This window comes from Verrucomicrobiota bacterium, assembly GCA_019247695.1.
Taxonomy (GTDB): Bacteria; Verrucomicrobiota; Verrucomicrobiia; order Chthoniobacterales; family JAFAMB01; genus JAFBAP01.
The window spans coordinates 19348-33957 of record JAFBAP010000160.1; the positions used below are offsets into that span (position 1 = coordinate 19348).

The following is a 14610-nucleotide window of genomic DNA, read 5'->3' on the forward strand; positions in this document are numbered from 1 at the left end:
TGTCTGGAGTCTGGAATCTTAAAGCGCCCGAGAATATTGGGTCCGCTTGGTTACGCAACCAAAAAAAACGAACTTCGGTTCCCTGGAGCCAAGACGATGAAAGAGGCTAATATTAAAGTTTCTAATGGCAAAAAGAATCTGAATGAAACCGTCAGAAATGTGGTTACGGGCCACACGGCGGGCGCGGCGGGGGTGGCGGGCACCACGACGGAGTTCACACGGGCACACGGCGGGCACGGCGTAAAAGAATCACACGGCGCCATAGCGGAACACGGCGACCACGGCGGGAAAGTGAGAAGAGTTAAAGGGTAAACGACGGGAGAGACGGCCGGAGCACCCGAGAACCGGTTCCGCTAGTTCCTAACACGAAACAGGAATGTTTGGTTCCCGCCCCGTTCCTGGTGGCGCCACAACTCCGAGGCGCGCTCACCGAACCGCTGCCTGACCCGGTCCACTTCCGCGCGCCCAACCAAAAGGTATTCCGCGTCTGCCGGCACGGCGTCAACTCCCGGTTCCAACCGGTGCGGCGTGCGCAAATAGAACAGCACGTGCGGCGTGTCCAATCCCGCGGCATAGATAAGAACTTTATCCCCGGGGGTGAAGCTCTCGATTCTGGCCGCTTCGGGCCGCAGCGACTCCCGGTGCCGCAGTTCGGGAAGAATTTTTCCGCAGTAAAACAACGTCGCCGAAACGGCCAGGGCACCGGCGGCCCAATTCAGGGTCTTGATCCGCGGAGTGTCCTCGAAGTGCAACCAGATCGCCGCTCCCAAAGCGAGCATGGCGCCGGGAATGACGTATTGGCGGCCACCGGGCGCCACGAGCAGCCAGAAAGAGGCGAGCACGATCAGGATCAAGCCCGCGAGCACGACGCGGATGACGGGCGCCGTCAGCCCGGAATTTTCGCGAAGCCGGTACGCAGCCAGGACCGCCACGGGCACAGCCAGCGGCAGCGCGTAACGCGGCAGCGCGCCCGGCAAAAGCATGACGAGGATGAAAGTGGCCAGGGCGCCCCATTCCAGGCCGGCAAGCAGCGGCCGGTCTTCGAGGCGGCGATTGTTGCGGCCGAAGGGCAAGAGCAACAGCCAGGGCAGGAAATTCAGCAGGGCGCGCCCGAGATTGATCACCGTATTTGCCGGGCGGTAATCACCCCAATCAAACCGCTCGGCGTACTGGCTGGACCAGGTGCTGACGGCGCCCTTGGCTTCGGGGTTCAGCAGGTGAGGCACCAGCCAGGCCGCAAACACCAGCAGCATCACCGCCAAACCGGCCAGGTGCTGGGGCGACCAGAGGGCGGCAAGCTTCCCGGAGCGGGCCAGGACGATGGTGACGAACGGATAGAAAAACAGCAGGAGCAACGGCCCTTTAAGCAGCAAGCCGATCCCCAGGAAAAAACCGGAGACGACCCACCGGAACCGGCTGGAGTTCCCGTCGAGCCCGATCCAGGCGGCGACTGCCAGGCCGAAAGCGGCCGCGTACAGCGCGTCGATTTCGATCAACCGGCCTTTATCGATGAGTTCAGCAGTAGTCAGGACCGCCAGGGCCGCGAACACGGCGTGATCGGTTCCCAGCCACCGTCGCAGGCCGATAAGCACGCCGAGACCAAGCGCGAGGATGGCCAGCGCCGACGGCAACCGGGCCGTCCACTCGTTGCGGCGACCTGAGAGGATGAAACTGGTGGCGACCAGCCAGTTAACCATCGGCGGCTTCCTCAGGTACGGCACGTCGTCGATGCGGGGCACGAGCCAGTTCCCCGTTTCGAGCATTGAAACGGCCGGCAGAATCCGGCGGCCTTCCTCACCCCGGATTTCAAGGGAACCGAGTCCGGGCAGGTAGATACCGGCCCAGGCTGCCACGATCAGGAGAAATGGAAGCGAACGTTTCAGCACGGCAGTCGTACCCACGTCAGGGTTGCGCGTCCCGTAATTTTTTCAAGGGACGGCAAAACGAGACCGATACCCGGACCCGCGCTGAACGCTACTCCTTTCTGAACTTAAACGGCGCCTTCTTCCTGGAGGGCCGATTCCGCTTCAGCGTTTCGCTCGCGCATGGCGACCTTGCGGCTGAGCTTCACGCGCCCTTTTTCATCGATGCCGATGCATTTGACCCAGATCAGGTCACCTACCTTCACGACGTCTTCGACGTTTTTGACGCGGAAGTCAGCCATCTCGGAGATGTGGACCAGGCCATCCTTACCCGGCAAAACCTCGACAAACGCACCGAACTCCTTAATCGACACGACGCGGCCGTGGTAGGTCTCGCCTACCTCGATCTCCTTCGTCATGCCGGTGATGATTTCCTTGGCCCGGTTCAGGCTGTCGCGATTGGCGGAGTAGATGTGCACCGAACCGTCATCGTCGATGTTGATCTCCGCGCCCGTCTCGGCGACGATGCCCTTGATCGTCTTGCCGCCCGGACCAATCAACAGCCCGATCTTATCCGGATGGATCTTCACGGTTTCAATCCGCGGGGCGTACGGGCTCAGTTCCTTGCGGGGCGCCGTAATGGCGGCGTGCATGACGTCGAGCACCTTCATGCGGGCATCGCGTGCCTGGCGAATCGCTTCGGCCATGATCGCGTGCGAAATTCCCGTCAGCTTCAGGTCGAGTTGGAAGCCGGTGATCCCCTGGCGGGTACCGCAAAGTTTGAAATCCATGTCGCCGAAGTGGTCTTCGGAACCGATGATGTCGGTCAGCGTCGTGTAGCGGGTGAGGCGGTCCCCCTCGTACTCGGTCACCAACCCCACGGAAATGCCGGCCACCGGGCGGCGGACCGGCACGCCGGCATCCATCAAGGCCATCACCCCGGCGCAGACTGAAGCCATGGAGGTTGAGCCGTTCGATTCCATGATCTCGGAACTGACGCGGATGGCGTACGGGAAATCGAGTTCGGGCGGGATGACCGGCGCGATGGAGCGTTCGGCCAATGCGCCGTGGCCGATTTCGCGGCGGCTGGCGCCCCCCACGCGCCCGGTTTCACCGACGCTGAACGGCGGGAAGTTGTAATGGAGGATGAAACGTTTTGAAAGGTCGCCGCCGGTGTACCCGTCCAGCATCTGGGCTTCTTCGGCTGAGGCCAGCGTGGCCAGCGCCAGCGCCTGCGTCTCGCCGCGGGAGAAAAGTGCCGAACCATGCGAACGCGGGAGCAACCCGACCTCGGCCTGCAGCGACCGGATATCAAAAAAGCCGCGGCCGTCGCAGCGGGTTTTCTTATCCAGGATGCTGACCCGGAACGCCTTCTTTTGCAGGTAATCGAACGCCTGGGAAATGTCGAACGGCGTGGCATCCGGATGACGCTCCAGCACCGCGGTCTCGACCTCTTTATGAAGGGCGTCCACCGCCTTGGTGCGGGCCACTTTACCGGAGCTGTAGAGGGCGGCTTCGATCCGGTCGCCGGCCACCTGGTAAGCCACCTCCAGCAACTCCTCGCGAACGGCGATCAACTCGGCCTGACGCTTTGGTTTTCCGACGCGGTCGACCAGTTCTTTCTGGGCGGAAATGATTTCGCGCACGAAAGGATGCGCATACTCCAGTGCCCGGATGAAATCCTCTTCGGCCATTTCGTCGGCCGCGCCTTCGATCATGATCACGTCGTTCCAGGTGCCCACGTAGACCAGGTCGAGGTCGCTGGCCTGACGTTGCGTGTGGGTCGGATTGGCCACGAATTCGCCGTTGATCCGGGCGATACGGACCGCACCGATCGGGCCGTCAAACGGAATATCGGAGACGGCCAGGGCGGCCGAAGCCCCGTTGATGCTCAGGATATCGGGGTCATTCTCGCCATCAGCGCTGAGCAGGACGCTCATGACCTGGGTATCGTAAAAGTACCCTTTTGGAAACAGCGGACGCAACGGCCGGTCCGTCATGCGCGCGGTGAGGGTTTCCTTTTCGGAGGGCCGGCCTTCCCGCTTGAAATAACCGCCCGGAAACTTGCCGGCGGCGGCCGCTTTCTCGCGGTAATCGACCGTTAGAGGGAAGAAATCCTGGCCTTCCTTGATGCTGGTGGCCGACACGGCTGCGACCAGGATGATGGTGTCGCCGGAACGAACCGTAACTGATCCATCGGCAAGTTTTGCGAGTTTGCCGGACTCGAAGGTAAGATTGGCGGTGCCAATGAGTTTAGAAACGCTGTGATGCATGTGCGGATCCCCAGGTGCTCACAAACGCATCGGCCTTTACTCGTAGGTCCGAGCCTCGAACCCGCGTTTCGGGGTTCGGACCTAAGATCAAGGCCGGAGTCGGCGACACGTAGAGGTTATTAAGGGTTGTACAACTCCCTGCGGGTTTGTAGAAGGTGTGGCTTGGCGTACTGCAACGCATGGTCAACTACGAATTAACCAAGCCTTGAATAGCTACGCCATTTCGGCCATTTCTCAAGCGCCCGCTTGGAAAAAGCCTGCGCCTGCGCCGCCGCGATTCGGGAAAACCGCTGCTGCCACCCCCCAAGCGGCGCGTAATCATTTACGAAGGTTGAGCTTCTCGATAACCGTCTTATACCGGTCCTGCGACGTGCGCTTGAGGTAATCCAGCAAACTCCGCCGGGTAGCCACCAGTTTCAGCAGACCGCGACGGGAGGAATGATCCTTGCGATGCCCTTTAAGATGCTCAGTCAGCTGATTGATCCGGCGGGTTAAAAGTGCGATCTGCACGTCGGCACTCCCGGTATCCTGCTCGTGCAGCCGAAACGCACCCAGATCGATGTTTTCGCTCGTTGGCATAGGTGAAGAAAGGGTAGCAACATAGGGGCAAACGGGCGGGCTGCAAGGGTAAAAGTTCGGGGTTCGGCGTTCGGAGTTCGGCGTTCGGAGACGTCATATCACCGGGTCCAATCTCCCCCGATCATCCGCAGAACACGCAGAAGCACGCAGAAAAGAGAATACATCCACAGATTACACAGATTGACACAGATTAAGAAACCCTGGGCAACTGTGAGCTTGGCACTCGCACCCACCCTCCATGCTGCCGCTCCGAACTCCGAACTCCGAACTCTTTTCCCTTCCCCCTCTTCCCGCCGTGGTTCGCCGTGGTTCGCCGTGTGAACTCTTCCGTCGTGCCCGCCCGATCGCTGTGCCCGCTGTGTGACCGGACTCCCTACCCGTTTCCGATTTCCACAAGCCGGTCGGCCAGTTTTCCGAAGGTACTCGTGATCAGGGCTTCGCCGAGGTCGTTGATGTTGATCTCGATACCGAGCCGGTCTTCAAGGTGGAGGACAAACTCCACCAGCTCGAGGCTTTGATGAATCAGCTGGGAGGCAGTCAGCCGTTCGAGTTCGCCGGCGACTGTTTCCGGGAAGTGATGCGTCAGGAATTCGGCCATGGCCGCCAGCACCTTTTCGCGGTTCAGCTTCCTCATTCGATCACCTTTCCCCCTCCGGCTTCGACGTGAAAACCCGCGCCCATGGCCAGCCAGCGCAAGTCCTTCGCGTTGCTGATCCATAGATCGCGCAAGATGTGCAAAAGGCTTGCGCCACTCATATTGGAAAATCTACGAAAATGCCGGATCGACGGCTCGAGTGCCTGGCGTTCGATGCCCAGTTTCTTTGCCAGGCTAAGCAATAGCATCATGCCCGCCGGGTGCAGCGCCCAGGCGTCAGCCTTCCCGCGTTCCCAGCCAAAATGCCCGATGGCTGCGAACACGGCGTTCCTGACTTTTTGTTCGAAGCCTCCCAGGTCAGAGACGTCAAACCGGTAATAGTTTGATCCGTACCGCCAGCGGATCAACTCCGGCAGACCGCTATGCCAGGAGTAAACCTGCGCGATCTCGAGGGCGCCCGGGGCGGGTTCATCGGAGAGCCAGACGGCCGCCGCACCATCGCCGAAGGTGCAAAGTCCCTGCCAATTGGCCCGGTCGGTCGAGCACGGATCGGTCAACGAAGTCGGGACTTCAACGACGACCAGCAAGACGTTCTTATACTCCGGACCGAGCCTCGAAGCCAGCCGCAGGCCGCGCGCTCCGCTCGTGCATCCACCGTTGTTCACATCCACCAGGAGCGCTTCCGGCCGGACCCGGTCGGACCAGGCTTCGGCCAGGCGGTCGGCCATGCCGGGCAACAGATTTCCGGTACTCGAAATCGCGATGACCGCGTCGAAAACGCCCGGCGCGTCCGTTTGCTCCAACTCCCGTCGCAACGCCCGCAAGGCTTCCGTGACTGCCGTTTCGAATGCAGCGGCGTGATCCGAAAAACTGCGCAGTTCCAGAAAATCCGGACACAGGATTCGCCGGCTCCGGAGGCCGATCAGGAGCAGACGCACGAAGTTTTCCAGGCTGAGACGTTCGGAGCCCTCCAGCGGCAGCACCCTCAGGTGCGGCAACAGCGCCTCAAGCAGGGCTTCGTTTGTCCACTCCACGCCCATGACGGGCGCAAAAATCGCACGAACGTACCTGCCCATTGAATGCCACAAATGCCACAACCGGAAAAATGCCACAAGCTCAGTGATGGGTAACTGGTAATGCGTACCGGGTAACGAGTGGAGTTCGGAGTTGGGGGGTCGGCGTTCGAAATCGGTCTTCCCGCCGTGTGAACGAACCCGTTACCCGTTACCAGTTACGCGTCACCAGTTACCCATCACTGTTTCAGAAGCCGACCGTCCACTCTTCCAGCAGCGCTGCCGGGATCTCCTTCAAAAACCGGCTGGGGCGTTGCAACCTTTGGTCGGGGGCGCCATTGGGCCAGCTCAACGGGTGGGTAAGGTAGAGCTCGTCTTTGGCGCGAGTGACGGCCACGTAAAAAAGGCGGCGCTCCTCTTCCACGGCCTCCAGGGAATCAAGCGACCGCGAGCTGGGAAACATGCCGTCGGTCATCCAGATGACGAACACCACGCGCCATTCGAGCCCTTTGGCCTGATGGATCGTCGAGAGCGTCACTTTTTCGGTTTCCTCCTCGCCGCCGATGTTTTCGGTATCTCCCGTGGCCATGAGGGAGAGCTGGCTCAGGAACTCGACGGCATCGGAAAACGTCCGCGCGAAACTTTCGAGTGTGGCGAGGTCCTCCCGGCGCTGCTCGTAATTGGCGTACTTGGTTTGAAGGTAGTCGTCGTAAACGGCTTCCAGGATTGTACGGATCATCTGGGCCGGCCCGGCCGGTTTACCTTCCGGGGCAATTTCGTCGAGCGTGTAGATCAATTGCTGCCATGCGCGCCTGGATCGTTCACTTACGGAGCCATGCGCCAGCCACGAACTGAATTTTGTCCGGTCCGCTTCAGGCGCACCGTTGAGCTGTCCCCAAAGCTTTTCCGCCGTTTTGGCCGCCACTCCCGGCAGGAGACGCACCATGCGTTTAAAGGCCACTTCGTCGGCTGGGTTGATCACGAACTTCATGAACGCCGCCACGTCTTTGATGTGCGCCTGTTCGAAAAAGCGCAGCCCGCTGGTGATGAAGAACGGAATTCCGGCCCGGGTAAAGGCGAGCTGTACCTCCAGGGACTGGTAATGAGCCCGGTAGAGCACGGCCATTTCGTTCAGTTCGACGCCTTCGTCGCGCAACTCGAGAACCCGTTGAGCCACGAAGTTGGCCTGCTGGTTGTTATCCAGCAGCGGGACGACCGCCGGCTTGAGGGCGCTTTCGGGCCGGTTGGCGTGCAGGGTCTTGAAGAATTGCTTCGTGTTGGCCTGGATGGCCGCGTTCGCCACGGACAGAACTTCCGGCACACTCCGGTAATTGGTCTCAATCTTGTAAATCACCGCCTCGGGGTAGCGCTTCGGAAAATCGAGGATGTTCTGGTAATTGGCCCCGCGCCACGAATAGATGGACTGCGCGTCGTCACCGACCACCATCAGGCTGCGGTGACGCTGGACGATGAGGTCGACGAAATCGGCCTGGAGTTTGTTGGTGTCCTGGTATTCGTCGACCAGCACAAACTGGAAACTGCGCTGGTAGAACTCGGCGATACCTGGATTCTCCCGGAGCAACCGGACGGTTTTAACCAGCAGGTCGTCAAAATCCATCGCGTTAGCGGCCCGTTTTCGCGCCTCGTATTGTTCCTGGATGGAGGCGATCTCGGCGGTCAGGGGGGCGAAACGTTTGTAGCGCTGGGCGAGCACGACCGGCAGCGGCCGTTCCGTGTTCAAGGCAAAGCTGAACATGTCGGCCATCACTTCCGCCGTGGGAATCCGGACCTGCCGGGTATCGATGCCGGAACTCGCAATGACGGCGCTCAACAGGTCCTGCTGATCTTCACGGTCCATGATTGTGAACCCGGGCCGGAAGCCGACCTCCTGAGGATGCCGGCGGAGAAGACGATTCCCAACCGAATGAAAGGTGCCGCCCCAGATTGCCCGGGTCTCGAGCGGCAGCAGCGTTTGCACCCGCGCCAGCATTTCGCGAGCCGCCTTATTGGTAAAAGTCAGCAGGAGAATGCTTTGAGGCTCCACGCCGTTGTCCAGCAGCCAGGCAACCCGGTAAGTCAGGGTTCGCGTTTTCCCGCTGCCCGCGCCGGCCAGAACCAGAGCGGGTCCGGGAGACGCCGTCACGGCGGCGTATTGCTGGTCGTTCAGTTCCGCCCGGTAATCAATCGAACTCGCGGCGACCGTCGGCAGCTGTTTGAGGTGATATTCGCGAGGCATCTTAACGCGTTACTGATAACTGGTAACGGGTAACTAGTAACCGGTTATCAGGGATTCGTCACCAGCTACCCGTTACTCATTACCCGCTACCCGTTACGCGTTACGCGTTACTCATTACCCGTTACCCGTTACCCGTTACGCGTTACCGGTTACCGGTTCCAGATCCGGTGGAAGAGGCCGTCATCCGCAAAGAACATTTGCCGGACCGCGCCCCACCCTCCGAACGCCTGGTCCACGTCGATCAACTCGGCCGATGGGTATTTTCCCTGATACTGCGCCGCGACGGCCGGATCATTCGGCCGGTAATAAAACCTGGCCGCAATCTGCTGGGCTTCGGTTGAGAAGAGAAAGTCCAGGTAAGCCTGCGCCAATTCCCGGTTGTGGTGTTCCTGTACCGCGGGTTCCACCAGGGCGACCGGAAAATCAACCGGCATGGTGAGCGGCGGGACAACCACGTCGATCTGATCCGAACCGAACCGGGACCGGATCAGGCCGGCCTCAGCCTCATACGTCAGCAACACGTCACCCGTGCCGTGCGCGGCAAAAGTCGTGGTGGCACCTCTCGACCCGGTATCGAGCGTCGGCACGCGCCGGCAAAACTCTTGCAGGAACGTTTCGGCCGCCTTTTGGTCCCCGCCGGACGCCCGCAGGGCGTACCCGTAAGCGCCGAGAAAAGCGTACCGTGCGGTTCCGCTCGTCTTCGGGTCCGCCACGATGATTTCCGTTCCCGGCTTGACCAGGTCGTTCCAGTTTCTGAGGCTTTTCGGATTGCCGGCCCGGACGACAAAGACAATGACGGAGCGATACGGCGATGCGTGGTAGGGAAAACGGGTGGCCCAATCCGGCGCGACCCGTCGGGCACGCACCAGGACGTCGATATCAGTCACCTGATTGAGCGTCACAACGTCGGCCTCCAGGCCGTCGATGATCGCCCGAGCTTGAACGCTGGAGCCGGCATGCGACTGCTCAATTTCCGGCTCGTTACCGGTACGTTGCCGCCAGACCCCGGCGAACGCGGCGTTGACGTCGCGGTAAAACTCGCGCGAGAGGTCGTAAGACGCATTCAGCAGCGTGTCGGCCTGAACAGAAAATGCCGCCACAGCAAATGCCACAAATGCCACAAGCGGATACACCGTGGCGAGTAACGGGTAACGCGTAACGCGTAACGGGTGCCGAGCAGGGTTCGGAGTTCGGGGTTTGGAGTTCGGAATTCGGAGAGGCATCCTGGGTGCTGGAGGCTGGTGTGAAGTGAAATGCCACGAGTAAAGAACGGCAACGCTGCCCGGCCGTCCCTTAATCTGTGTAGTCCGTGGATGTTCTCTCTCTCTTCTTCTGCGTTGTCTGCGTGTTCTGCGGATAATTTTTCTGCGTAATCTGTGGATGCTCTAAGCGCCGCCCAGGTAGGATTCGCGCACGAGGCTGCTGGCCCTCAGCTTGCTCGAGGCATCCTCAAGGATGATGCGGCCCGTTTCCAGCACGTAACCGTAATCGGAAATTTCCAGGGCGAGGTTCGCGTTCTGTTCCACCAGCAGGATCGTGATGCCGAGTTCACGGTTAATTTCAACGATCTTGGCGAAAATCGTCTTCACGAGGATCGGCGCGATCCCGAGCGACGGTTCGTCCAGCATCAGAAACCGCGGCTTGCTCATCAAGGCGCGGCCGATGGCGAGCATCTGCTGTTCGCCGCCGCTCAGGGTGCCTGCCACCTGGTGCTCGCGTTCTTTAAGCCGCGGAAAGGTGTTGAAGACGTAATCGTAATCTTTCTTCAGACCATCTTTGTCCGACCGGCGGTAAGCGCCCATCCGCAGATTCTCCAGGACCGTCAGGTTCGAGAAAATCATCCGGCCTTCAGGCACTTGCGTCACGCCGAGCGCGACGATCCGGTGCGGCGGACGGTTGGTGATGTCCTCACCTCCCAGCAGGATTTTGCCGGCGCGCGCCTTCAGAAGCCCGGAAATGGCGCGCAGGGTTGTCGATTTGCCGGCCCCATTGCTGCCGACCAGCGTGATGATTTTTCCTTTCTCGACCTTGAGGCTGATCCGGTGCAGTGCGGTGATCGAGCCGTAGGCGACTTCGAGGTCCTGGACTTCCAGCATGCTCAAGCTTCCGGTTCTTCGCCGAGGTAAGCCTCGATGACCTTCGGGTCCCGCCGGATGGCCTCAGGTGCGCCCTCGGCGATTTTGATGCCGTGATCGAGCACGTAAATGCGGCGGCAGATGCCCATCACGACCCGCATGTCGTGTTCGACGAGGAGCACGGAGATATCAAACTGCTCCTGGATAAATTCGATCAGGCGCATCAGGTTTTTCTTTTCGGTGGGCGTCATCCCGGCGGCCGGTTCGTCGAGGAGCAACAATTTCGGGGTGGTTGCCAGGGCGCGGACGATTTCCAGCCTCCGCTGGTCGCCGTACGGCAGGCTCTTGCACATGACGTCGCGGTGCCGGTCGAGGTTGAAGATTTTAAGCAACTCGAGCGCTTTCGCCTCAATTTGGGCTTCCTCGGCGCGGAATTTCGCGCCGCGCCACCAGGCATGACGCGGCCCGTGGGCAAGGTGCACATTGAACGCGACGCGTACGTTATCGAAGACGGTCAGCGAAGGGAACAGGCGGATGTTCTGGAATGTCCTGGCAATGCCTTTTGCCGTGATGACGAACGGTTTCAGGCCGTTGAGGCGTTCGCCGTTAAACACGACCTGCCCCTCGGTCGGTCGGTAAACGCCGGTGATCATATTGAATACCGTGGTCTTCCCCGCCCCGTTCGGGCCGATCAACCCCACCAGCTCCCGGGGACCAACGACCATGGAGAAGTTGGCGACCGCCGTCAGGCCGCCGAAGCGGATCGTGCAATTCTGCAGTTCGAGGGGTTTGCTCGTCATTTCGGCCGGGTGCGGATGAGGCGCCGGCGCACGGCGCTCGGATCGCCGAAGAGTCCTTCGGGCCGGGTGAGCATGAGGACTATCAGCAGCAATGAGTAAACGATAAGCCGGTTTTCCAGGAGGCCCTGGAACGCCGGCGGCATAAAGCTCGTGTGCGCCAGGGCCCGCAGAATTTCGGGCAGGATGGTGAGCAGGGCGGCTGCCAGGATTACCCCGAGGGTGCTGCCCATGCCGCCCAGGATGACCATGACCACCACGTCCACCGACCGGAAGAAATTGAAGCCTTCAGGCGTGATGAACGCTTTGAAATGGGCGTACAACGCGCCGGCGATGCCGGCGAAAAATGCTGCGACGACAAAAGCCGCCACCTTATAGCGGGTCGTGTTGATCCCCATGGCCTCGGCCGCGACCTCGTCATCGCGGACGGTTAAAAATCCGCGCCCGTAGGTGGAGTTGACCAGGCTCAGAACGGTGTAGACGCAGATGCCGGCCAGACCGTACGTCCAAAAGAGGTTCGTGTAATTGCCCCGGACGCTCAGGCCGCGCGCGGCGCCGAGAAAATCGGTATTAAGGATGGCCGTGCGGATAATTTCACCGAACCCCAGGGTCACGATGGCCAGGTAATCGCCCCGCAGCCGCAGGGAAGGAATGCCGACGAGCAAGCCGGCCAGGGCAGCCAGCAACCCGCCCAGCAGCATCGAAATGACCAGACAAAGGTTCGTGGCGACCGGGCCACCGATCCCGCTCAGCGCCCCGGCAATCACGGGATCCAGGTGGTTCGACCAACTGGCGGCCGTATAGGCGCCCACCGCCATAAAACCGGCGTGTCCAAGAGAAAACTGGCCGGTGTAACCGTTGACCAGGTTGAGGCTGACGGCGAGGATCACGTTGATGCCGATCGTAATCAGGACGTCATAGTAGTAGGCAAACGTTCCGGCGAGAACGCCTTCGGTGGTCAGAGATACGGCCAGCAGAAAAAGGAGAAAAGCCCCCAAGCTCAGGCGCGCCCGGCTCATACTTTTTCCCGTTCCACCCGTCCCAGCAAGCCGGTCGGCTTGAACAGCAGGATCACGATCAGCACCGCGAAAGCGATGGCATCACGCAACTCCGGCCGGAGGTACCCGACCACCAGGGTTTCCAAAATGCCGATGAGCAAGCCGCCGATGGCTGCTCCCGGAATGTTTCCGATGCCGCCCAGCACCGCAGCCACGAACGCCTTGATGCCCGGCAGGTTCCCCATCAGCGGCGTGATGGACGGCGAGTCGAGCGAGACCAGGATGCCCGCCGCCGCGGCGAGTGCCGAACCGAGCGCAAACGTAAAAGAGATGACCACATCGATGTCGACGCCCATCAATGAGCAGGCTGTGGGGTTGAGCGACAGCGCCCGCATGGCCATGCCCAGCTTGGTGCGCATGACGATGAACCGGAGCAGAATCAGGAGGACGATCGTGGAGATGATGATGGCCGCCTGGGTGGTCAGGACGGTCAGGTCGCCGAGTCCCTCAATGGGGTGAACCGGGATCAGCTGCGGGAAAGGTTTCGGTTCCGCCCCGAAGAAGTACTGCGTCATGTTCTGAATAAAGAGCGAGACGCCGATCGCGGTGATAAGGACCGTCAGACGCGGCTGGTTGCGCAGGGGGCGATACGCGATTTTTTCGATGAGCACGCCGATGATGGCGCAGATCGCCATCGAGATGAGCATCACCAGCCCGGCCCCGCACGCGATGATGAAAAAGTTCCGGGCCGTAAAGGCGTCGTACTGCTGCAGGGGGATGAACCGGGTAATCAGGGGGGCCACGAGGAACCCGGAAAAGGCGCCCAGCATGTAAATGTCGCCGTGGGCAAAATTGATAAACCGAAGGACGCCGTACACCATCGTGTAACCGAGGGCGATGAGGGCGTAGATGGATCCCAGGGAGATGCCGTTAAGCAGTTGCTGAAGAAAAAGGGTAATTTGTTCCATCAATCAAACACCAGCCCTGCGGATCTCCCCGATTCGTCCTTGGCCGCCATTCTCCCCGGGTGTTCCCCGCGTTGCAGCTTTACCAACCGGTCTCGGCCGGCCGGAACCGGACGATAAGATGTAAGTTGTGGATGCCAAGACGATCGAGGGGTATACGCGCGATATAGTCTCCCTGCAAGCCGGCAGGGTAATTCACTGTTAACGGATACTCTCCGGTCAAGACTCCATGCCCTTCACAATGGAGGCATTCGCAAGGCCCGACGTTCCCACGGCCGCCGCACACCCGGCAAATCATCCGTGCCGGCACCAGCAGGCGCACCGCCCCGCCCTCGAACGCCTGCCGGGCCGACAGCGGCACTTCCACCTGCAATCCTTCCATCCGCTCCGCTTTCGGCCGGGTCAGCCGGGTAAAATTGCTCCAGAGCCGTTCAAAGGTCTCCTCGAGGGAAGGGGAGCAAGTCTCGAACGACCGGAACAGCGAGATGTCTTCAAAACCCGCTGCCGATCGGGGCTCCGTCAACGGCTCAGCCTGCTGCCGGCGCAAGATCACGTCCCCCGATCTTCCCGGCCCGGCGGGACCGCGCCGGATCGGGATTTCATCGGCCCCACCGTCGTAGACAGCTCGCTGGGCCGGGTCGCTCAGCACGGCGTAAGCCTCCTGGAGTTCCCGGAACGGGGCACTGTCGCCGCCTGAAACGTCGGGGTGAACTTCCAGGGCGCGACGGTGGTAAGCTGATCGGATTTCGTCCGCAGTGGCTTTCGGGGTCAAACGAAGAATGAGGTAATAATCCTTCTTCATACCGCTCATCCGCTTCCGTTGTCTCTACTGCCAAAAAAGCGGCCGCTCGTGCTGCGGCGCACTTTATATATGTTGAGTGATCCGGCCTGAAAAATAAAGTTCGGAGTTCAGTCACACGGTCACACTGCGGGCACAGCGGAGAGGGCGGGCACAACGTAAGAGTTCACACGGCGAACACGGCGGGAAGAGGGGGGAAAGAGTTTGGAGTTCGGAGTTCGGGGTTCGGAGCTCGGAGGCGTCGTACAGCCGGATTCGATTTCCCGAGGGTCACGTTCACACGGTGCGAAGACCGAATCATCCGCAGAACACGCAGAAGAACGCAGAAAAAGATCCACGAAACCGGAGCTTGACACCGGCAACCGGCCCCCATGATGCCGCTCCGAACTCCGAACTCCGAACTCCGAACTCCGAACTC

General features: G+C 60.6%; 13 protein-coding genes. 1 reads left to right on the forward strand and 12 read right to left on the reverse strand.

Going from position 1 to position 14610, the window contains the following annotated elements; translation table 11 throughout:
* Positions 1 to 96 precede the first annotated feature (96 nt).
* Positions 97 to 312 carry a hypothetical protein gene (locus JO015_19485; protein MBW0001283.1) on the forward strand — a complete coding sequence of 72 codons (216 nt, stop codon included), beginning with the start codon at positions 97 to 99 and terminating at the stop codon, positions 310 to 312.
* 41 nt (positions 313 to 353) lie between these two features.
* Here JO015_19485 and JO015_19490 read toward each other — a convergent pair whose 3' ends face one another.
* The 12 genes from JO015_19490 to JO015_19545 form a co-directional block, all read right to left on the reverse strand.
* Entirely contained in the window at positions 354 to 1901 is a 1548-nt protein-coding gene (locus JO015_19490; GenBank protein ID MBW0001284.1) for a glycosyltransferase family 39 protein, read from the reverse strand.
* Positions 1902 to 1990: 89 nt separating this feature from the next.
* Positions 1991 to 4135: a polyribonucleotide nucleotidyltransferase gene (locus tag JO015_19495; protein MBW0001285.1), complete on the reverse strand. Its 2145-nt coding sequence runs from the start codon at positions 4133 to 4135 to the stop codon at positions 1991 to 1993.
* Between the two features lie 318 nt (positions 4136 to 4453).
* Positions 4454 to 4714 (reverse strand): 30S ribosomal protein S15, encoded by a 261-nt coding sequence (gene rpsO / locus JO015_19500; protein ID MBW0001286.1) that lies wholly within the window; start codon positions 4712 to 4714, stop codon positions 4454 to 4456.
* Between the two features lie 373 nt (positions 4715 to 5087).
* Positions 5088 to 5348, reverse strand: coding sequence for a hypothetical protein (locus JO015_19505; GenBank protein MBW0001287.1), 261 nt, complete (start codon positions 5346 to 5348; stop codon positions 5088 to 5090).
* Complete coding sequence (locus JO015_19510) at positions 5345 to 6421, reverse strand: hypothetical protein (protein MBW0001288.1); 1077 nt, start codon at positions 6419 to 6421, stop codon at positions 5345 to 5347. Before JO015_19510 ends, JO015_19505 begins: the two co-directional genes overlap by 4 nt.
* Before the next feature lie 148 nt (positions 6422 to 6569).
* A complete protein-coding gene (locus JO015_19515) occupies positions 6570 to 8558 on the reverse strand; it encodes an ATP-dependent helicase (GenBank protein MBW0001289.1) in 1989 nt (662 codons plus the stop codon).
* A gap of 149 nt (positions 8559 to 8707) precedes the next feature.
* Positions 8708 to 9670, reverse strand: a complete 963-nt coding sequence (locus JO015_19520; GenBank protein MBW0001290.1) for a sulfate ABC transporter substrate-binding protein — start codon at positions 9668 to 9670, stop codon at positions 8708 to 8710.
* A gap of 273 nt (positions 9671 to 9943) precedes the next feature.
* A complete protein-coding gene (locus JO015_19525; protein MBW0001291.1) occupies positions 9944 to 10654 on the reverse strand; it encodes an ABC transporter ATP-binding protein in 711 nt (236 codons plus the stop codon).
* A 2-nt stretch (positions 10655 to 10656) separates the two neighbouring features.
* Complete coding sequence (locus JO015_19530; protein ID MBW0001292.1) at positions 10657 to 11433, reverse strand: ABC transporter ATP-binding protein; 777 nt, start codon at positions 11431 to 11433, stop codon at positions 10657 to 10659.
* Positions 11430 to 12449 carry a branched-chain amino acid ABC transporter permease gene (locus tag JO015_19535; GenBank protein MBW0001293.1) on the reverse strand — a complete coding sequence of 340 codons (1020 nt, stop codon included), beginning with the start codon at positions 12447 to 12449 and terminating at the stop codon, positions 11430 to 11432. Before JO015_19535 ends, JO015_19530 begins: the two co-directional genes overlap by 4 nt.
* Positions 12446 to 13387: a branched-chain amino acid ABC transporter permease gene (locus JO015_19540; protein ID MBW0001294.1), complete on the reverse strand. Its 942-nt coding sequence runs from the start codon at positions 13385 to 13387 to the stop codon at positions 12446 to 12448. The genes JO015_19535 and JO015_19540 overlap by 4 nt, the downstream gene beginning before the upstream one ends.
* Before the next feature lie 88 nt (positions 13388 to 13475).
* Positions 13476 to 14195 (reverse strand): J domain-containing protein, encoded by a 720-nt coding sequence (locus JO015_19545; protein MBW0001295.1) that lies wholly within the window; start codon positions 14193 to 14195, stop codon positions 13476 to 13478.
* Positions 14196 to 14610 lie beyond the last annotated feature (415 nt).

Bases quoted from the DNA above. Each gene is read 5' to 3' on its own strand.
- JO015_19485 (MBW0001283.1), top strand. From the start codon at position 97: ATGAAAGAGGCTAATATTAAAGTTTCTAATGGCAAAAAGAATCTGAAT.
- JO015_19495 (MBW0001285.1), bottom strand. From the start codon at position 4,135: ATGCATCACAGCGTTTCTAAACTCATTGGCACCGCCAATCTTACCTTC.
- rpsO (MBW0001286.1), bottom strand. From the start codon at position 4,714: ATGCCAACGAGCGAAAACATCGATCTGGGTGCGTTTCGGCTGCACGAG.
- JO015_19505 (MBW0001287.1), bottom strand. From the start codon at position 5,348: ATGAGGAAGCTGAACCGCGAAAAGGTGCTGGCGGCCATGGCCGAATTC.
- JO015_19515 (MBW0001289.1), bottom strand. From the start codon at position 8,558: ATGCCTCGCGAATATCACCTCAAACAGCTGCCGACGGTCGCCGCGAGT.
- JO015_19525 (MBW0001291.1), bottom strand. From the start codon at position 10,654: ATGCTGGAAGTCCAGGACCTCGAAGTCGCCTACGGCTCGATCACCGCA.
- JO015_19530 (MBW0001292.1), bottom strand. From the start codon at position 11,433: ATGACGAGCAAACCCCTCGAACTGCAGAATTGCACGATCCGCTTCGGC.
- JO015_19535 (MBW0001293.1), bottom strand. From the start codon at position 12,449: ATGAGCCGGGCGCGCCTGAGCTTGGGGGCTTTTCTCCTTTTTCTGCTG.
- JO015_19545 (MBW0001295.1), bottom strand. From the start codon at position 14,195: ATGAAGAAGGATTATTACCTCATTCTTCGTTTGACCCCGAAAGCCACT.